Source organism: Thermomonas sp. LB-4, from assembly GCF_036409385.1.
Classification (GTDB): Bacteria; Pseudomonadota; Gammaproteobacteria; order Xanthomonadales; family Xanthomonadaceae; genus Thermomonas.
Map to the genome: position 1 here is coordinate 102,742 of NZ_JAXOFT010000005.1, position 19,700 is coordinate 122,441.

Annotated in this window: 13 protein-coding genes; all 13 read right to left on the bottom strand. The window is 70.6% G+C overall.

Annotation, left to right across the window (positions count from 1 at the left end; genetic code table 11):
• Positions 1-177 precede the first annotated feature (177 nt).
• Positions 178-2,427 carry a nitric-oxide reductase large subunit gene (locus tag SPK54_RS06020; RefSeq protein ID WP_330947020.1) on the bottom strand — a complete coding sequence of 750 codons (2,250 nt, stop codon included), beginning with the start codon at positions 2,425-2,427 and terminating at the stop codon, positions 178-180.
• A gap of 142 nt (positions 2,428-2,569) precedes the next feature.
• Entirely contained in the window at positions 2,570-3,322 is a 753-nt protein-coding gene (locus SPK54_RS06025) for a helix-turn-helix domain-containing protein (protein ID WP_330947021.1), read from the bottom strand.
• A 61-nt stretch (positions 3,323-3,383) separates the two neighbouring features.
• A complete protein-coding gene (gene hemN, locus SPK54_RS06030; protein WP_330947022.1) occupies positions 3,384-4,784 on the bottom strand; it encodes an oxygen-independent coproporphyrinogen III oxidase in 1,401 nt (466 codons plus the stop codon).
• A 65-nt stretch (positions 4,785-4,849) separates the two neighbouring features.
• A complete protein-coding gene (locus tag SPK54_RS06035; protein ID WP_330947023.1) occupies positions 4,850-5,503 on the bottom strand; it encodes a thiopurine S-methyltransferase in 654 nt (217 codons plus the stop codon).
• A gap of 145 nt (positions 5,504-5,648) precedes the next feature.
• Positions 5,649-6,800 (bottom strand): cellulose synthase complex periplasmic endoglucanase BcsZ, encoded by a 1,152-nt coding sequence (bcsZ, locus tag SPK54_RS06040; protein WP_330947024.1) that lies wholly within the window; start codon positions 6,798-6,800, stop codon positions 5,649-5,651.
• On the bottom strand, positions 6,784-10,368 hold the full coding sequence (gene bcsC / locus SPK54_RS06045; RefSeq protein ID WP_330947025.1) for a cellulose synthase complex outer membrane protein BcsC: 3,585 nt from the start codon (positions 10,366-10,368) through the stop codon (positions 6,784-6,786). Before bcsC ends, bcsZ begins: the two co-directional genes overlap by 17 nt.
• Entirely contained in the window at positions 10,368-12,713 is a 2,346-nt protein-coding gene (gene bcsB, locus SPK54_RS06050; protein WP_330947026.1) for a cellulose biosynthesis cyclic di-GMP-binding regulatory protein BcsB, read from the bottom strand. Before bcsB ends, bcsC begins: the two co-directional genes overlap by 1 nt.
• Positions 12,710-15,328, bottom strand: coding sequence for a UDP-forming cellulose synthase catalytic subunit (gene bcsA / locus SPK54_RS06055; RefSeq protein WP_330947028.1), 2,619 nt, complete (start codon positions 15,326-15,328; stop codon positions 12,710-12,712). The genes bcsB and bcsA overlap by 4 nt, the downstream gene beginning before the upstream one ends.
• The gene (gene bcsQ / locus SPK54_RS06060; protein ID WP_330947029.1) at positions 15,325-16,074 is read right to left on the bottom strand and encodes a cellulose biosynthesis protein BcsQ; all 750 of its coding nucleotides are present in this window, start codon (positions 16,072-16,074) and stop codon (positions 15,325-15,327) included. The genes bcsA and bcsQ overlap by 4 nt, the downstream gene beginning before the upstream one ends.
• Positions 16,071-16,247, bottom strand: a complete 177-nt coding sequence (gene bcsR, locus SPK54_RS06065) for a cellulose biosynthesis protein BcsR (protein WP_330947030.1) — start codon at positions 16,245-16,247, stop codon at positions 16,071-16,073. Before bcsR ends, bcsQ begins: the two co-directional genes overlap by 4 nt.
• Entirely contained in the window at positions 16,247-17,872 is a 1,626-nt protein-coding gene (bcsG, locus tag SPK54_RS06070) for a cellulose biosynthesis protein BcsG (protein ID WP_330947031.1), read from the bottom strand. The genes bcsR and bcsG overlap by 1 nt, the downstream gene beginning before the upstream one ends.
• The gene (gene bcsF / locus SPK54_RS06075; protein WP_330947032.1) at positions 17,869-18,051 is read right to left on the bottom strand and encodes a cellulose biosynthesis protein BcsF; all 183 of its coding nucleotides are present in this window, start codon (positions 18,049-18,051) and stop codon (positions 17,869-17,871) included. Before bcsF ends, bcsG begins: the two co-directional genes overlap by 4 nt.
• Positions 18,048-19,568 (bottom strand): cellulose biosynthesis protein BcsE, encoded by a 1,521-nt coding sequence (gene bcsE / locus SPK54_RS06080; protein WP_330947033.1) that lies wholly within the window; start codon positions 19,566-19,568, stop codon positions 18,048-18,050. The genes bcsF and bcsE overlap by 4 nt, the downstream gene beginning before the upstream one ends.
• Between the last annotated feature and the right edge of the window lie 132 nt (positions 19,569-19,700).

The following is a 19,700-nucleotide window of genomic DNA, read 5'->3' on the forward strand; positions in this document are numbered from 1 at the left end:
GATCGATGCCACTGGATGCCCCCGCATGCCGGCTGCCGTGGGGCGGCTCGCGCCGCCACTCCCCTCTCCCGGCAGGCTAAGCGATCCGCGAGGTGGAGCAAAGCCCTTTTCGCCACCCGGAATGAAAACGGGGACGGCCTTGGCCGTCCCCGTGGTCCTGTTGCCCGTGGCGAACGATCAGTTCGCGTCGAGCTTGGGTTTCAGCCACTTCATGGCCACGAACAGCGCCAGCAGGATCGCGCCGGTGGCGAACACCATGTCGCCGGGCATGCGCATCCATACCAGCATGTCGATGATCGGGCGGTTCATGAACTCCGCAGAGCGGGCGAACCAGTAGCCGTTCTCCAGCGCCGCGTTGAGCTGCAGCACGCCCATCGGCAGCAGGGTCAGCAGCGCCATCAGCGCCAGGCCGATGTTGAAGCACCAGAAGGCGCCGCGCAGCAGGCCGGCCGGCCACTGCACCTGCGGACGCAGTCCGCGCAGGCAGAACAGCATCAGGCCGATGCCCAGCATGCCGTACACGCCGAACAGCGCGGTGTGGCCATGCAGCGGGGTCAGGTTCAGGCCCTGCATGTAGTACAGCGCGATCGGGGTGTTGATGAGGAAGCCGAACAGGCCGGCACCCACCAGGTTCCAGAAGCTCACCGCCAGGAAGAACATCACCGGCCAGCGGTAGCGTTCCATCCACGGCGTGGCGCGGCTGTGGCTCCAGGTCTCGTAGGCTTCCAGCCCGATCAGCGCCAGCGGGACCACTTCCAGCGCCGAGAAGCTGGCGCCCAGTGCAACCGCCGCGGTGGTGGTGCCCGAGAAGTACAGGTGGTGGAACATGCCCAGCACGCCGCCGGCCATGTAGACGATGGTGGCGAACAGCACGTTGATGGTGGCCGACTTGCCGCGGATCAGGCCCAGCTTCACGAACAGGAAGCTCAGCACCGCCACCGCGAACACTTCGAAGAAGCCTTCCACCCACAGGTGCACCACCCACCAGCGCCAGTAGTCGACCACCGACATGTGGGTCTTCTCGCCCCACATCAGGCCGGCGCCGTAGAACAGGGCGATGGCCACGGTGGACAGGAACAGCAGGCCCACGATCGAGGACATCTCGTCCTTGCGCTTGAGCGCCGGCCACAGCGAGCGGCCCATCAGCAGCAACCACAGCAGCAGGCCGATGAACAGGAACGCCTGCCAGAAGCGGCCGATGTCGACGTATTCCCAGCCCTGGTGGCCGAACCAGAAGTTGTACTTGATGTCCATCTTCTGCATCACCGCGAACCACTGGCCCACGAAGGAGCCGACCACGATGATCAACAGGCAGACGAACAGGAAGTTCACGCCAAGGCGCTGGTATTTCGGCTCATGCCCCGACACCGCGGGGGCGATGTACAGGCCGGTGGCCAGCCATGCGGTGGCGATCCACAGCACCGCCAGCTGGGTATGCCAGGTGCGGGTCAGCGAATAGGGCAGGATCTCGGAGATCGCGAAACCGTAGGCTTCCTGGCCTTCCACCTGGTAGTGCGCGGTGGTGGCGCCCAGCAGGATCTGGCACAGGAACAGCGCCACCACCACCCAGAAGTACTTGGCGGTGGCCTTCATCGAGGGCGTGATGACGATGCCCTGCAGCGGGTCTTTCGCCGGCGGCGTGGGCAGCGCTTCCTTGCCGTGGTAGGCGGCGTAGTGCCAGGCCAGCAGGCCGATGCCGCCGATCATGAACAGGATCGAGAACACCGACCAGATGAAGTTGTCCGAGGTCGGCCTGTTGCCGATCAGCGGCTCGTACGGCCAGTTGTTGGTGTAGGTGCGGTTCTCGTAGCCCGGGCGGTCGGTGCCGGCGGCCCAGGCGGCCCAGAAGAAGAACCCGGTCATCGCCCGGCGGCTGTCCGCGTTCGGCAGCGTGTCCTCGCGCATGGCGTAGGCTTCACGCAGGTCGCGGGTGGCCGGGTCGTTGGAGAACAGGCTCTCGTAGTGCGCCGCCACCACGCTGATCGCCTGCGCGCGCTGGTTGCTGACCACGATTTCGTTCTTGGCCGCGTCATACGTGTTCTTGCGCATCAGCGGCTTGATGGCGGCCTGGGTCCTGGCCTTGTCCGTCTCGTCCATGCTGTCGTAGGACTGGCCGGTATCGGCGCGCGCCTGCAGTTCCAGCATGGCCACGATCTCGCGGTGCAGCCAGTCGGCCGACCAGTCGGGCGCGATCAGGGCGCCGTGGCCCCAGACGGAGCCGAGCTGCTGGCCGCCGATGCTCTGCCAGACCTGCTGGCCCTTCTGGATGTCGTCCTTGGTGTAGAGCACCTGGCCGTTGGCCGCGACGACGCGATCGGGAATCGGGGGCTTGGTCTGGATCAGATCCACGCCAAGCCAGAGCATGACGGCGAAGCTTGCGGCCAGGAGGGCCCCCAAGCCCAGCCATAGCCGTTTGGTGATGGACATTGCGTCTCTCCCGGAGTTGAAAACAAGCGATTGAACGATCGTCGGCATCCTCGGCCGATCCGCCGCGCCGCACCATGACTTGCGTCAACTGCCTGCGAGGATCGCGCCGATCAGGGGGAGCGTAGCGTGTCCGGTCGCCCGTTCAATCGCGCAGGATCGGCGCGGCCAGCGTCTCCAGACGCGCCGTGTCGAGCAGTTCGACCTCGCGCCGCTCCACCGCCAGCATGCCATCGTCCTGCATCCGCCGCAGCACGCGGCTGACCGTCTCCGGCGCCAGCCGCAGGTAGTTGGCGATGTCGGTGCGCGCCATGGTCAGCTGGAAGCGCGTGGCCGAGAAGCCGCGCGCGGACAGCCGCCTCGACATCCCCATCAGGAACGCCGCCACGCGCTGATCGGCGCTCCAGTCGCCGGCCAGCAGGGCGGCGCGGCCGATGTCGCGGCTGAGCAGGCGGAACAGCTCGCGCTGCACGCCGGGCACGCGGGTGGCCAGCACCGAGATCTTCGGGAACGAGAAGCGGCAGAGCATCACCGTGTCCAGCGCGATCGCGTCGCACGGATAGCGGTGGCCGTCGATCGCGTTGAGGCCGATCACTTCGCCGGGGAAATGGAAGCCCAGCACGTGTTCGTGCCCCTCGCGGTCGGTGACGCAGGTCTTGACGCTGCCGGCGCGCACCGCGGCGATCGCTTCGAACGGATCGCCTTCGCGGAACAGGTAGTCGCCGGCGTGGAACGGGCCGATGTGCTCGACCAGCACGTGCAGTTCCTTCAGCGCGTTCTTGTCCATGCCCTGCGACAGGCAAGCGTGCGAGAACGCGCAGGTGGTGCAGAACTGCAGCTCGTCGCCATCGTCGGACAGGACCTGCGGGCCCAGCCGCGGGAACGGCAGATTGCTCATCGCGGGCACCCGCTCGGGCAGCGCGCCGGGGCGCTGCCGGCGCCGGAATCGCGGAAACGGGTCAGATCGCGCGGGAGAAGCGCGGCCGGGCGTCGGGTTCGGGCGGGGCCAGGTATCGGTCGAAGCACATCGCAATGTTACGCAATAGCAGGCGTCCTTGCGAGGTGGCTTCGATGCGCCCGGGCAGGATCCGCACCAGTCCGTCCTCGGCCAGCGGCAGGAGGCGCTGCATTTCCTCGCCGAAGTACTCGTCGAAGCGGATGCCGTAACGGCGCTCCAGCGCCGCCATCGGGATCTCGCCCTGGCACATCAGCGACTGGATCAGGTCGGCGCGCAGTTCGTCGTCCTCGCTCAGCCGCATGCCGCGGAACACCGGCAGGCGGCCGGCATCGATCGCCGCCTCCCACGAGGGCAGGTCGCGCGGGTTCTGGCTGAAGCTGTTGCCGATATGGCTGATCGCGGAGACGCCCAGGCCCACCAGGTCGCTGTCGGCGTGGGTGGTGTACCCCATGAAGTTGCGGTGCAGGCCGCCGCGCGCCTGGGCACGGGCCAGGTCGTCGTCGGGCAGGGCGAAATGGTCCATGCCGACATAGACGTAGCCCGCGGCGCTGAGCTTCTCCACCGCCAGCTGCAGCAGCGCCAGCTTTTCTTCGCCGCTCAGCAGCAGTTTCTCGTCGATCTGCTTCTGCGGCTTGAACAGGTGCGGCATGTGCGCATAGCTGTACACCGCCAGCCGGTCCGGGCGGATCTCGGTGACGATGTCCAGGGTCTGGCCGAAGCCTTCCAGGTTCTGCCCGGGCAGGCCGTAGATGAGATCGATGTTGACCGAACGCAGGCCGGCCTTGCGGCTGGCTTCCACCACTGCGCGGGTTTCCTCCACGCTCTGGATGCGGTTGACCGCTTCCTGCACCTTCGGATCGAAGTCCTGCACGCCCAGGCTGGCCCGGTTGAAGCCGATCTTCGCCAGTTCCGGCAGCCAGCCGGGCTCGCAGAAGCGCGGGTCGATCTCGATGGAGATGTCGCGGTCGCCGGCCTCGGCGAAATGGAACTGCCGGCGCAGCGCGTCGACCACGTCGCCCAGCTGCTGCGGGGTCAGGAAGTTGGGGGTGCCGCCGCCGAAATGCAGCTGGATCACCTCGCGGTCGCGGTCGAACATCGGCGCGACCAGCGCGATCTCGCGGTGCAGGCGGGCCAGGTAGGCCTCGCCGCGGGCCAGGTCGCGGGTGATGATGCGGTTGCAGCCGCAATAGAAGCAGGGGCTGAAGCAGAACGGCACGTGCACGTACAGCGACAGCCGGCGCGGGATCGGCTCCTCGTTGCTGGCCTGGACGACCTCGCGCAGCTGCGCCTCGCCGAAGTCCGCGGAGAATTGCGGCGCGGTCGGGTACGAGGTGTACCGGGGACCGGGCCGATCGTAGCGGCGCAGCAGGCCGGCATCGAAGGCGATTTGCTGGGAGTGCATGGACGCAGCTTAGGGCAGGGGCGGGCGGATGCGAATTGATCTCGGTCAACCCGAGGTGACGGGATTCAGGCGCGCAACAGGCCGTAGACGGCGGTGTCCAGCCGCGAAACGCCGGCGACGTAACCGGGGTGGTCGCGCGGGATCGGGCGGCGTTCGCGCAGCTCGATCCGCCAGTCGTCGCCGTACAGGGCGCGGACTTCCTCTTCCCGTACCGAGAACGGCGGGCCCGCGCGCTCGTCCTGCGGATATTCCAGGGTGACGAGCAACCCGCGGCAGCCGGCGGGCAGGCGCGCGTGCAGCTCGCGGACGTAGCGTCGTCGCAGGTCGGGCGGCAGCGCGATCAGCGCGGCGCGGTCGAACACGGCGGCGCAGTCGGCGAGGATCGCCTCGTCCAGCGCGAAGGCATCGCCGCAGATCAGCTCGATGTTGTCGGCGCGGTAGTGGATGCCGTGGCGGGTGGTGTCGATTTCGGGATGCAGGTCGTGTTCGGCGAAGAACCGTTCGATGGCGAGCTGCGACAGCTCCACGCCCAGCACGCGATGGCCGCGTTCCGCCAGCCAAAGCATGTCCAGCGATTTTCCGGCCAGCGGAACGAAGACGGTTGCGCCCGCCGGCACGTCCAGCGCGGGCCAGTGCTTGAGCAGCAGCGGCGTGGGCGCGTCCTGGTGGAAGCCGATGCGGTTTTCCTGCCAGCGCTGGTGCCAGAAATCGGGGTGCATGTCGGGTCCGGATCGTGGGGGAATGGTCGGGGCTTCAGCCCCGACATGATGGCATTCCCCGCACAGATGCAACTGGTCGTCTTCAGCAATCGGCAGCCATTCGGTCGAACGGCGCAACAGCGCATCGCTCTCTGTAGGAGGGGCTTCAGCCCCGACCGATGACCTCGCCCCAGCGCGGACGCAGCTGGCCGTCCGCGGCAAACCGGTAGCGCCCCTCTGCCCAACCCAGTCCGAACAGTGCGAGCATTTGAGCGTAATAGGCCGGCGCGTCGGCGCGCTGCTGCGCGGGCGTGGGCAGGCTGGATTGCAGTGTCTGCGCCAGTGCGCGTTCGTCCTGCGCCAGCAGATAGGGCAAAACCGCGGCGCGGAAGCCGTAGCCGGCTTCGCCTTGTCCTTCTCCGCTGCGGGTGTCCACCTCCTCCCACATCGGCCTGCCCGCGCGCAGACGCCGCAGCGGGCCGGACAGCAGCCGCAGCTGCTCGCGGAAGTGGCGGTCGCGCGGCGACAGCATGCCCGCCCACAGGTAGCAGCGGATCGCGTCGTAGCCGCCCGTCGCGCCCTTCGCCGGATCGACGACGAACGCGCCGTCGCGCCATGCCGTCCAGTCGGGGGCGAAGCCGCGCGGCGTGGTCTGCCGCAGCAGTTCCAGCATGTTGTCGGCCAGCACCGTCCACGGCCCGCCGCGGTCGATGGCGGCGAAGCGGCGCAGCAGTTGCAGCGGCAGGTAGCTGGGGTTGAGCCGGGTGGCGTCGCCTTCGATGAAGCCCTGCGGCCCCGGCAGCAGCATCGGGCCGAGGCCGGGCAGGACGACGATTTCGCGTTCGCGCACCTGCGCCAGCATGCCTTCGGCGATGTGCCGCAGGGCGGGTCGATGCCACAGCCGGCCGGCTTCCAGCAGTGCGTAGGCCAGCCACAGGTCGGAGTCCGACGCGGGGTTGTCGTCGAGGACGCGCCAGCCGCCCTTGTCGTCGCGTCCCCACAGCCAGGCCGGCAGGTGCCGGTGCATGTCGCCATCGGCCAGGTTGTCCTGCGTCCACGCGAGGATGCGGTCGAACAGCGCCTGGTCGTTGTCCACCAACGCGAAGAACAGCGCGTACGACTGGCCTTCGGAGGTGCTGCGCTGGTCGTCCTGGCTGCGGTCGATCATGCGGCCGTCCGCGCTTAGGCTGCTTTCCACCAGTACCCGCCATGCCGGCCAATCGCCCGTGGCGCGGGCGGAGGACAGGACGGGCAGCAGCGGCGCGGCGAGCAGTGTCCGCAGCAGCGCGCGGCGATGCGGGTCAGCGGTATTCGCCATACGGCACCAGCGGCGACACCGGCAGCGGCAGGTTGCCCTGCCACGGCTTGAACGTGTAGCGCAGGTAGAGCTGGAAGGCGTCGGGCGAATAGTCCTGGCTGCGCTGCAGGGTGCCGGCCGCGCCGAGGACGAAGTGATCGCCCAGCCTGCGTTCGACCGTCGCGTACAGGCGATGGCCGTTGCCCGTGCTGCTGCTCCCCGCCGTTTGCGCGCTGGCCTGGTCCAGCGCGAGCGGGCCGTACAGCGGTTCCAACTGCGCGATCACCTTTTCGATCAGCGCCTGGTCGGGGAAGCGGTCGCTCGTCCCGGTGCGTGCGTGCGAGACGCCCAGCGAGGCGTCAACCCGCACCGACCAGTCGTCGCTTCGCCATGCGAAGCCCACCGGCACGCTCAGCGAGGCGTAGCGCTGCGGGCTGTAGTAGCCGCCCTGTCCCAGCGCGTAGCCGCCGAGGTCGCGCGCGTAGTGCCAGTACATCGCGGTGAGGCCCGCGTCCAGCCGCAGGTTCGGGCGCTGGACCAGCTTGTGGTACCAGCCGGCCATCGCGCGGGCGCGGGTGTTGCCGGCCACGTTGCGGCCGGTCAGGCGATGCCAGCTCCAGTTCGACCACGCGCCGTTGCGCCCGCCTTCGTCATAGCCGAGGCCGAGGGTCGGGCCGGTGGCGACCACGCCGCCCCAGGCGATGCCGCTGCGCGGATCGACCGCGCCGGCCTGCGACAGCAGCGAGTTGGTCAGCGGGCGGCGCGAGAGCGCGGCGCTCCAGCCGAGGCGGCCGAGGTTGCCTTCGACGCCGATGCCGCCCAGCCAGTTGCCGACCGCGTAGCCGGCGGGCGTTCGGCCGAGGTCGAAATTCCAGCGGCCATCGATGCTGCGCCAGCCGGCGGCGAATCCCGCGCCGGAGCCGACGTGCTGGCGCAGGCGGGTGTCGCAGCCGGGAGCCTGCAGAGCGCTGCCGTCGGCTTGCAGCAGCGGCAGGGCGCAGCTGCCGAATTCCCCGGCGTGGAATCCGGCGGCGTCGGTCTGGAAGCTGCGCGCATCCAGCCGCACCTGTTCCAGCCGCGCCCAGCCCAGCCCGCCGGCGAACGGCGCGTCGAGATGCACGATGCGGGTATCGCGCGACAGCCGCGAGATGCCGGGCGTGCCGTCGCCGCGCCGCCCGCCGTCCTGCATGAGGGTCAGCGTCGGGTTCTGCTGCTGGTACAGCGTTTCCACGTCGCCGCGCAGGCTGCGGCGCAGCCAGTCGTCGCCGCTGGTTTCGCGGCTGGCGCGGGTGAGCGCGCGATCGTCGCGCGGCTGCGCCTGCGTCGGCGCGAGCAGGCCGTTTTCCTCCATCGCGCGGGCGTACATGTCCAGCGCGCCCGCCGGGTCGCGGGCGCGCAGCAGCCGCGCGGCGTCGCGCCATGCCTGCGGTTCGGGGGTGGTCTTGCGGGCCAGCAGGTCGCGCAGGATCGCCAGCGCCCTGTCGTCTTCGTGCAGCCCCGACCAGATGGAGGCGAGCCGGCGTTGCTGGCCGATGTCGCCGGGCGCAGCCAATGGCGGCGCGGCGAGCATGCGCGCGCGCGCGCTGTCGATGTCGCCGCCGTCGATCAGCGCCTGCACGACGCCCAGCTGCGCATCGACGTCGTCGGGCTGCGCTTCCAGCACCTGTCCGTAGAGGGCCAGCGCCTGCGCGTGGTCGCCGCGCAGGCTGGCCCACTCGGCGAGCGTGAGCCGGATGCCGGCGTCCTGCGGCCGCCGCCGCAGCAGCGCGATGGCCTCGTCCTCGCGCCCGGCGGCGCGCAGCTCCCAGGCGCGGTCGGTGGCCTGTTGGCGGCGCAGGCGCGCGGACAGTGCGCGCATGTCGTCGTCCCATTGCGCGTGTGGCAGTTGTTCCAGCGCGGCCAGTGCCTGTTCGATGCGTTGCGAACCGGACAGGTACAGCGCCTGCGCATAGCGCGCTTCCGGCGTGCCGCCGGCCCTGCCGGCCATGTCCGCAATCACCGCGTCGGCCTCGTCGTCCGCGCCGACGAGGCGCAGGGCGTTGGCCTGCGAATAGGCCAGCCACGGATCGTCCGGCTGCTCGACGCGCAGCGTGCGGCCCAGCGCGATGGCGGCGGCGGTGTCGTTCGCCGCCAGCGCCTGCTCGCGTTGCTCGCGCAGGCGCGCGATGCGCAGCCTGCGAAGGTCTTCGGCGTACAGCTGGCGCTGCGCCGCCGGCAGGCCGGCGACGAAGGTTTCCAGTTGCTCGGGACGCGTGCGCCCGAGGAACTGCACCTGCTTGCGGATCACGTTGGCGTCGCGCGGTGCGAGGCGACGGGCGGCCTGCAACTGGCGCTCGACGGCAGCCTCATCGCCGCGCGCCTGCGCCACGTCGATCAGGCCGAGCACGGCATTCACCTCGCGCGGCTGCTGCCGCCGCGCCTGCTGGTACAGGACTTCGGCACGATCCACATCGCCCGCGGTCAATGCGGCATCAGCTTGGTCGAGCAGCAGCCAGTAGCGGGTGCTGGCGATCAGGTCGCGCCATTTGTCGCTGTTGCTGGTGTCGGACTGGGCCTGCTGCGCCTTGCGGAAATACGCCAGCGCCTGCTCGCGCTGGCCCTGCCGCATCAGCGCAAGCCCCAGTCCGCCGAGGAAGTCGGCTTCGTCCGGGTAGCCGCGCAGCGCCTGCCGGTACGCCGCTTCCGCCTCGGCATTGCGGCCCGCGTCGAGCAGCCGCGTCCCGCGCAGGCCGGCCAGCCACGCCGGATTGCCCACCCGCTTGCGCTGCTCCTCGTACAGCTTCTTCGCATCGTCCAGGTGCACCCAGGCCGGATAGCGGGCGATGAAGGCTTGCAGGCGGCGCAGGTTGCGCGCGTCGGCGGTTTGCGAGGACAGGTAGTCCCATTCGGTGTCGGCGGCGTAGGTGCGCGCCTCGGGGTTGCCGCCCATGCGCTGCAGGATCGCCAGTGCCGCGTCGTTGCGGTCGACGGCGAACAGCAGTTGCGCCAGCGCCTGCAGCAGCACCATGTTGCCGGGATAGTCGCGATCCAGTGCTTCGAGCTTGCGGATCGCCAGCGCGCGGCCGGCGGGTTCGCCGCCGCGCAGGCGCCAGTATTCCAGCCCCAGCTGGAAGCCGGGAGGATCGTCGTTGAACAGCTTGCGGTAGATCGCCAGCGCCTCGGCGCTGCGTCCGCCGGTGGCGAGCAGGCGCGCCTGTTGCAGCGCTTCCTGCAGGTCGCCGCGATAGGCCGCCCACAGGCGTTCGCCGGCGGCCAGCTCCCCGCTGCCCGCGCCGGTCTGCCGCAGTCGTTGCAGGGTGTCGGTGGCGGCTTCGACATTCTGCTGCGACAGCTGGACTTCCAGGATCGCCAGCATCGTGCCCCGATCGTCCGGCGCGAGCAGGCGCAGGCGCGCCAAGGCGTCTTCGATCAGCCGCTGGCGACCGCTGGCCTCGCCGATGCGCACCTGTTGCAGCAGCCACTGCCGCTGCGAGGCGAGCGTGCCGGCCGGCGTGGGCTGCAGATCCTGCGCCAAGCCGTCGCCCGCGCCGGCGAGGCCCGCCAGCAGCAGGCCGCTTGCGACGACGGCGAGGGGACGTCCGCGCGGCATCAGCGCTCCGCCGCTTCCAGCCGCTTGCGCGACACCCAGCGCAGCGTGCGCCACAGCAGGAAGCCGGCCAGCAGCACTGCCACCGTCGCCAGCACGGCCAGCAGCACGGGGTGGTCGGCGAGGTGATACCAGAGCAGCAGCCACCACGGCAGCGAGCCGACGTAGTAATGCTCGCCGACGAACTGGCTGTGGATGCCGGAGTTGCGCAGGATGGCGACCGAGCCGGCGATGGCCTCGCGCTTGCCGGTGTCGCTCAAGGCCTCGTCGAGCAGCGCGTAGTCGGCGTCCGCGCTGGCCGCCAGCGAGACGATGCTGCGCTGGGCGTGGTGCGGCGACTGCAGGCCGATGATGGCGGCGAACGGCGCATCGGCGGTGACGCCGACGCGGTTCACCGCCGCGTCGCCGGCGGTCTTGCCGAAGCGCGCATCCAGCACCGCGTTCTGCGGCGAGCCGACGCCGCCGTTGCGCAGCGTGGTGCGCTGGTTGTCGATCAGCAGCGAGAGCTGGTCGCTGCCGCGCAGTTCCTGCGGCAGCGCGCCCAGCACCAGCAGATCGGCATCCAGCTGGCTGGCCTGCTTCCAGTCGTCGCTCACGCGCAGGCCGTAGGCGGGGTAGCCGCTCTGCACGCCGAGGCCGCCGACCAGGTTCAGCAGCAGGCCCACCTGCGCCTCGTTGGCCTGCAGCGGCACCAGCGCCACCGTTTCGGACAGGTCGGCCATGCGGGTGAACGGGAAGCCGCTCAACGCGAACGCGGACAAATCCGGCAGGCCCATGTAGTGGTGGAAACCGGAGAAGTCGATCGACGAATCCTCCTCGATCGCCGCCTGCAGATTGGGCGGCAGCACGGTCTGGCAGTGGTCGCGCTGGGCGCTGCCCATCACGCTGGCGAAGTTGAAGTCGAAGCGCAGCTGGTTGCGGTCGCCGATCTTCAGCGCCGGGATCAGCAGCTTGCCGTCGCCGGAGCCGGCGTCGCCGGCCAGCACCGGCAGCCGGATTTCCTCCAGCCCCTGCTTGCCGGAGCGGCGGATCAGCGGGAAGCTGGAGATGAACTGGTCGTTGATCCCCACGCTCAGGCGCGATTCGTCGCTGCTGAACGGCGGCGTGTAGCGGTAGCGCAGGTTGAGCGGGATGCCCTGGTTGCGCCAGATGAACAGGTCGGGCGGCAGGTTGAGGTTGACCAGGATGGGCTGTGGCGAGATGCCGCTGGCGCGCAGCTGCTGCGGATAGTCCAGCAGTTCGGCCAGGTGCACGGCGCGATCGGTGCGCACCCAGTTGGGCGCGTCGTAGGGCTTGCGCGGAGCCAGCGGCTTGACCTCGTCCACCCGCACATGGGTGCCGCGGAACAGCACGTTGCCCGCCGCCATCGCCGACACCGCCGCCTGCAGGTCGGCGTCGTTGCGGCCGAGCACCAGCAGCAGCTTGCGCTGCGGGTCTTCCGGCAGCGACATCAGCTCGATCACCGGCCCTTGCACCGGTGCGTGCCTGGCGATGACCGCCGGGAACCTGCCGTTGACCGCCAGCACCACCGCATGGCCCTGCGCTGGCAGTCGGTCGTAGCTGACCGGGAAGCGCGCCTGCCGCCACCAGCCGGCCATGCTGCCGAAGTACGAGGCCATCAGCGCGGCGGCGCGCTGCTGCGCCACCGACGGCGAGCCGGCGAACACCACCGGCAGCTCCAGCCGTGCGGTGTCGCGCGGGTCGAAGAACGGCAGCGGGAAATTGGCGAGGTCGTCCCGCATCGCCAGCGGCTGCCCGCCGAGGCGCAGGGTGGTGTTGCTGGACAGGTTCACCCACAGCGAGCTGTGGGTCGGCTCCTCGCAGATGTCGGTGTAGTGGCCGATGAACTCCACCCGGATCTGGTTGAAGTCGGCGATCAGCCGCGCGTCCAGCGGCAGCTTGGCCTGCACCGGCTTGCCGAGCTGGTCGCGTTCGATCGGCAGCACGCCCATCAGCGCATCGTTGAGGTACAAGCGCAGGTGCGACAGCGTGGGCAGCAGCGAGGGCGACGGGGTGAAGCCCAGGTCGAGCTCGGCCTCGCGCGCCAGCCGGTCGCGCCGCATCTGGAATTCGAAGCTGGTGGTGTTGCGCACGCCCGACAGCAGCGTGTCCTGACGGCGGCCAAGCTGCGCCAGGGTGCTGGCGCGCTGCCACGGCCAGGCCGCGCCGGTCCAGACGGTCGTCGGCGCCGCCGTGTTCGAGGCTGCGGGCGCGGCCTTCTCCGTCGCCGCCGGCGCGTCAACGGCCGCGCGCAAGGGCGCAGGGGGGGGGGGGGCGGTGCTGCCGCTGGCCGCGTACAGCGCCAGCACGGGCAGCAGGAGCCAGCGCAGGGAGGTGGAGATACTCATGGACGAAGCCCCGGGGCAGCGGCTGGGTCAGCCGGGTGGAAGGGAAGCGGTTGTCGCGGCGCGAAGCTGGCCAGCCAGCGCAGCGCGCGGCGGCTCCAGTGCATCGGGCGGTCGAGGTCGATGGGAGAGAAATCGCCCATCCGGCGATAGCCCTGCCAGCCCAGCGCCATCACGCGCCACAGGCTGCGCGGCAGGCTCATCGGCCGGTAGCCGGCGTGCCAGTCCAGCCATGCGTCGGCGCGGGCGAAGGTGCATTGCATGAACTCGACGCGCTGCCGTTCGCCGGCGAACTCCAGCAGCAGGCCCAGCCGCGCGCCCACGCTCCGCCGTACCACGGCGGCGAACGAGAACTCGCGGCGTCCGCGCCCCACCAGCAGCGTCACCGGCGTGCCATCGGCCACCTGCGGCGCCTGCGCCAGGTCGACGCCGACGCCGTCGTTGGAATAATCGTGCATCGTGCCGCCCAGCCTGCGGCCGTCCGGCAACTGCAGGGCCACCGGCAGGCGCTTGACCACGCGGTGCGTCCTGCGCACCTGCCGCACCTCCGCCGCCACCGCCAGCGCGCCGCCGACGATCAGCAGGTTGTAGAGCACCCACAGCGAGCTGACGATCACCGTGCCGCGCTCGTCGGCCGGGCCGTGCAGGAAGCGCCACGCCGCGAACGCCAGCCCGGCGACGTTGAGCACCGCCAGCAGCAGGTAGGGCTGGGCGACCTTCCAGTCGAAGCGGTCGCCGTCCTGCGTGCCGCCCTTGTCGGTGACGTTGAACTTGCCCTTCGACGGGCTGAACAGGGCCACCGTGGTGGGCCGGGCGATGTACCAGGCCAGCACGGTTTCGTACACCTCGCCCCAGAACGGCCTGCGCCACTGCCCCTGGATGCGCGAATTGGTCAGGCTGGCATGCGCCATGTGCGGCAGCACGAACAGCAGGATGGCGATGGCCGGCGCGTAGATGATGTAGACGTGCAGCAGCAGGAAGGCCAGCGGCGCGGTCAGGAACACCAGGCGCGGGATGCCGGCGAGGAAGTGCAGCATCGCGTTGGCGTAGCAGAAGCGCTGGAACAGGGTCAGGCCCTTGCCCAGCAGCGGGTTGTCGATGCGGAAGATCTGCACCATCCCGCGCGCCCAGCGGATGCGCTGGTTGACGTGCGCGCCGAGGCTGTCGGTGGCCAGGCCCGCCGCCTGCGGGATGCGCAGGTAGGCCGAGTTCCAGCCGTTGCGGTGCAGGCGCAGCGCGGTGTGCGCGTCCTCGGTGACGGTTTCCGTGGCGAAGCCGCCGATGGCGTCGATGGCCGCACGCCGCAGCACCGCGCAGGAGCCGCAGAAGAACGCCGCGTTCCACAGGTCGTTGCCGTCCTGCACCAGCCCGTAGAACAACTCGCCCTCGTTGGGGTCGCGGCGGAACACGCGCAGGTTGCGCTCGAACGGATCGGGCGAGAAGAAGTGGTGCGGCGTCTGCACCAGCGCCAGCCTGGGATCGCGCAGGAACCAGCCGGTGGTGACCTGCAGGAACGAGCGCACCGGCAGGTGGTCGCTGTCGAAGATCGCCACCAGTTCGCCGTCGATCAGGGTCAGGGCGTGGTTGAGGTTGCCGGCCTTGGCGTGGCGGTTGTCGCTGCGGGCGATGTAGTGGATGCCGACGCGCTGCGCGAATGCGCGGAACTCCTCGCGCCTGCCGTCGTCCAGCAGGTGGATGCGCAGCTTGTCCGCCGGCCAGTCCAGGCCCAGCGCGGCATGGACGGTGTTGCTGACCAGCGACAGGTCTTCGTTGTAGGTGGGGATCAGCACGTCGATCGTCGGCCAGTCGCGCGGATCGGGCGGCAGCGGCGCGGGCTTGCGGTGCAGCGGCCATGCCACCTGCACGTAGCCCAGCATCAGCACCAGCCACGAATAGGTTTCCGCCACCAGCAGGATGACGCCGCAGGCGAGGTCGAAGTTGCTGTTCCAGTTCAGCGTGGCGGTGTAGCGCCACCACAGGTAGCGGCAGGACACGGTGATCGACAGCACCACCAGGATCAGCGTGGCGTAGCGCCCCGGCATGCGCCGCACCAGTATCGCGATGGCCCACAGCAGCAGCACGAACACGAACTGGGCGAAATAGCTGAAGGGCTGGGTGATGCACAGCGCGGCAAGGCCCAGCGTGACGATGCCGACGGCGACGTTCAGCCAGCGGCGCGCGCGCGGCGACAGCGCCGCGAGGAAGCGCCGTGAACGCTGCCAGGCGGCGCTGTTCCAGATCCTGTCCGGCAGGGCGCGCATCGCGTCGAGGTAGCGCGAGCGCCCGCGCCTGGCCGCGCCGCGCAACTGCGCGATGTGGCGACGGCGTGCCTGCGCCAGCCGGCGGCGGCGGTCGGAGGTCTGCGGGGTGGTCCGCACCAGCAGCAGCCAGCCGGCCTGGATCAGCAGCCGCAGCGGATCGCCCATGCGCCAGCGGCGATGCGGCTGCAACTGCGGCAGCGCGTCCGGCAGGCGCGGCGCGAGCGCCTGCCACGCCGGCCCTTCCAGCCGCAGCAGCGCCCAGCACGCGGCCTGCGACAGCCACAGCAGCCAGGCCGCCGGCAGCGAGGCGCCGGTCTTGTCGCGCAGCTGCGGCCAGTGGAGCCAGCGCAGCGTCATGCGGCCGGCGTCCCGCGCAGGCGGCCGCGTTCGGCCAGGCACCAGAGCGCCAGGCCGGCGGCGTCGGCGGCGGCCAGCGAGCCGGCGGCGTCCAGCCCCAGCGGCAGCTTGCGCGCCAGCGCGGCGGGCACGCTGGCGTCCTCGTGCACCGGCTGCGGCAGCAGCCGCGCGCCGTATGCCTCGCTCCAGAGTTGCATCAGGTCGCGCTGCAGCGGCAGCGCCGGGTCGTAGCGGTTGGGCAGCAGCCGGCGGGTTTCGTCGACGTGGCGGTGCAGCAGGACGTGGCAACCGGGATCGACCGTCGCCACCAGCAGCGGCAGCGCGCACGCCTGCCGGTTGACCGTCGCCGCGTGCGCGGACAGGCGCTGCGGCAGGTCGAACACGATCCAGTCGAACTGCGCCTGCAGCAGCGGCAGGCGTTCGGCCCAGAACCGCGGCGTCCGCTGCAATGCCTGCTCGATGGCGGCCACGTCGGCTTCGCCCACCGCGCCGTAGGGCAGCAGCGCCAGTCCCGGCGCGCACTGGAAGGCGGCATCGCGCCAGTCCGTGCCGTCCAGTTGCGCCCGCGCCCAGCCGCGCGTTTCCGCGACGGACAGGCCCAGGTGCAGGCCCAGTAGGTGGTCGGGGCTGCCCTCGACCAGCAGCACGCGCTCGCCCAGCGCGCGCAGCGCCTGCCCCAGCGCGGCCACCAGGGTGGTGACGCCGACGCCGCCGCGCACGCCCTGCAACGACAGGGTGAGGCTCATCGCCGCGGCTCCCGCGCCAGTTCGGCGAACAGCGGCCAGCGCGCCAGCGCCTGCGCGTGTTCCTGCCGCAGGGAGAAATCCACGTAGGGCAGGTCGGGCATGCGCAGGTGCGCGCGAAGGACGTCGATGTCGTCGCGCTCGGAGGTGAGCGGCGCGGTCAGGGGCTCGGCCATCAGCGCTTGTCCTCCGGATACGGCGTCCACGTCGCGCTGCCCTTCAGTTGCAGCCACGGGCGGCCGTCGTACTCGATCACCTTCGCGCCTTCGTTCTCCGACACGGAGGGCGTGCGCGGCAGGCCTTGCAGTAGCTCGTCCCAGTCGCGGGCGTCGGACTGCGCGCGGGCGTTGAGCGCCTGGACGCGCGCGACCAGTTCGGAAATCGCCAGGTAGCTGCTGGGCGCGGTGATCCGCTGCGGGCCGGCCGACGCGGGCAGGCCCATGCCGACCAGCTTCACGCCCACCGGCACGTGGGTGATCGACGGGCTGGGGATCTCGCGCATGCCGGGGATCTGCATGCGGTCGCCGTGCAGCGCCGCGCCGTGCTCCGGCACCACCACCACCATCGCGCGGCGGCCGTTCTTCTCCAGCGCGTCGATGAAGCCGGCCAGGTCGCCCAGCACCATCTGCGCGCGCGCCTTGTAGTCGCTGGCGGTGGCGCGGCCGTCCGCGCCGACGATGCGGTTGCCGTCGTGCAGCGAGATCGTGTTGTAGAACAGCGCCACCCGGTCGGCGGCTTCGGACTGCCGACGCGCCAGCCAGCCGCCCAGCACGTCGCTGTCGCGGCGCAGCGGCGACTTGTCGAAGGCGATCAGCGCGCGCGGATAGGCGTCGATGCCCAGCGGCGCGGCCTGCAGGCCGCCGTAGCGGGTCAGGTCGCCGATGAAGTCGTCGAAGTGGCCGTCGTGGTTCATCGCCAGTTCGTTCTGGAAGCCCAGCGCGCGCAGGTTCTCGAACAGCTGGCAGCCGGCGGGCGCGGGATCGAACAGCGCCGCGTGCGGGGTCTGCCCGCAGCTCGCGCGGAGCAGGCGGATCGCCGCCGGGCCGCTGTAGGCGGTGGCCGAGTTGAAGTCGTCGAACACCACGTCCATGCGGTCGAACAGGACGTTGTGGCGCAGCCCCACCTCGTCCAGGTCGCTCCACGCCAGCGAGCAGATGTTCAGCACGATCACGTCGAACGGCGCGCCGCCCTGCGCGGTGGGGAAGGCGGTCTTCAGGCCGGACTGCTGCTGGTAGAAGTTGGCCAGCCAGGCGTCGAGGGTGTCGTTGGTGACGGGGCCACCGCGCGGCGTCGCGCCGGCCGTGGCGCCCACCTCGGCGGCGATGGCTTCGCCGCGTCCCCAGCCCGCGGGCAGCGGCAGCGCCAGCACCGCCATGCCGAGCATGCCCAGCACGCTGAGGGTGGTCACGCGCACCCACGGCTTCGCCAACCAGTAGCCGAACGCCAGCAGCGCCAGCAGCATCACCATCTGCACGTTGACGAAGCGCCCCAGCAGTTCCCACCAGTACGAGGCGGAGAACTCCAGCACGCCCGGCTGCGCCAGCAGGCGCTGGAACGGCGGCCACCAGGTGTCGTGGTAGTACAGCGCCACCGCCACCGGGATGGCGACCACGGTGCGGGCGATGCGCGCGCGCCGCCACGGCAGCGGCACCAGCAGGGCGGCGAGCAGCAGCAGGTTCGGCAGCACGTGCAGGTTCAGCGCCCCCATCCATGCCAGCACCAGCTTGGACAGGAAATACAGGTTCCAGCCGCGCAGGTCGGGCCACGCCCACGGCGTGGAATGCGGAGTGCGAACGGTCATGCCTGCTCCCGCTTGCCCGAGGCGCGGCGGCGTTCCCCGACCCGCTTGAGGTGGCGCGGTGGCAGGACGCGCTGCAACCACGCGCGCGCCGTGCGCCACGTCGTCCCCAGCATCGCGCCGAACGGGATCATCAACAGCGCGCACGCGGCCAACAGGCCCCAGACCTGCTGGTCGTTCATGCCGCTTCTCCCAGGCGCAGCGGTTGCGGAGCAAGAACCGTGGCTGCGCCCTCCGCGAATGGCGGCGGCAGCGGTGCGACAGCGATGGGCGCGTTGCTATCGGCGATGGTGTTCATCGCCACCACGTCGTAGGCGGCCAGGCGCTGGTAGCCCTCGAACAGTTCCTTCCATGGCAGGCGGAACAGGTTGCCGAGCGCGTACTCCACGCCGTCGCCGCGGCAGGCGAACAGGAACAGCCAGACCTGCCCGCCGTGGACGCAGGCGAAATCGCCGCGCCGGCGCATCTGCAACTGCTGCAAGGCCTGCACGGCGCTGACGCCGGCCACCGGTTGCAGCACCAGCGCGGCGCTTTCCACCGCGCCGCCCGCCTGTTCCAGCAGCTCGCCGGCAGCCTGCCGGAAGCGCGCTGCCGGCACGATGCCGCCGATGTCCGGCGGTCGGTGCTGGCGGATCAATCGTTCCACGTCGTCCGGCAACCGTCCCTGCCAGGGCTGGCCCTGGATCGTTTCCAGCAGGGTCAGGAAGCGCGCCAGCGGCACGCCGGCGGGCGCGACCAGGCTGGCGCCGGCATTCAGCAGCAGGCGCTCGTCGGCATAGCGCAGGCAGGGCGACATTTCCCGCACCACCAGCTTCAGGCCGTTGCCGCGTTCGCCGCGCAGGCGGTGGACGATGCGGGCCAGCGCATCGACGTCGTGGTTCTCGCGGATCGCCAGCACCACCGTGGCGGCCTGCGCGCGCTGCGCGGAGGCGACCAGCGCGGGCCAGCCATCGAACAGTCGCCACGCGGGCGAGAACGGCGGCGCGCCTTCCAGCGCGTCGTCCTGCGCCAGGTAGAGGAAACGGTCGCCGCCTTCTTCCAGCAGCGCATGCACGTCGGCGCTCGCATCGGCGACCACGTGCAGGCGCTCGCCGCGCCATTCGGCCGCGAACTCGTGCTGTGCCACCACGCCTTCGGCATTGCTCCAGTAATGCACCAGCAGTTGCAGCGCGCCGCGGTGCGGGTGCAACTGGGCGACGCCGCCGCACAATCGGCTCAGCGACAGCAGGCGGGGCGCGAGCGTGGCGGTTTCGTCGTGGCACAGCAGCAGCACGCAGTGGTTGCCGGTGCTGGCCCATGCCTGCAACTGCCGGCACCAGCGCAGCAATTGCCCGTCATTCAGCGCGTCCATCGCGGCGGCGGGCAACTGCACAACGCACAGCGCGTCGCGCGCGCCGGTGCAGCGGGGCAGGTCGATGGGCAAGGCGCGCATCGCCGCTTCGACCTGCGACGCGGCGGCCTGGTACAGGCGCACGCGGGCCGGCCCCTGGTCGGGGCGCAGCGGTTCCAGCATGTGCGCGGGCGCGCGTCCCAGCGCGGCGACCACGGCGACGGGCACGCCATCGGCACCGGCCAGGAGGCCGGCGGCGATCAGATCGGCTTGTTCCGCATCCGCGCAGGCCAGCCAGTACGGGCTTCCCGGGCGCAGACGGGTGAATTCATGTGGCAATCCATCGATCGCCAGAGCCAGGGACCTCATCGTCGATGACGCCCCCGGTTTGCCGCTGTGAAGCACCGCATCGATCCCCCCGGATCCGCAAACAATCTTTCAATTATATGACGGTTATCACGATTGCCTTCATTCTTTGTCGGCATGAGGGCATTGCAATCC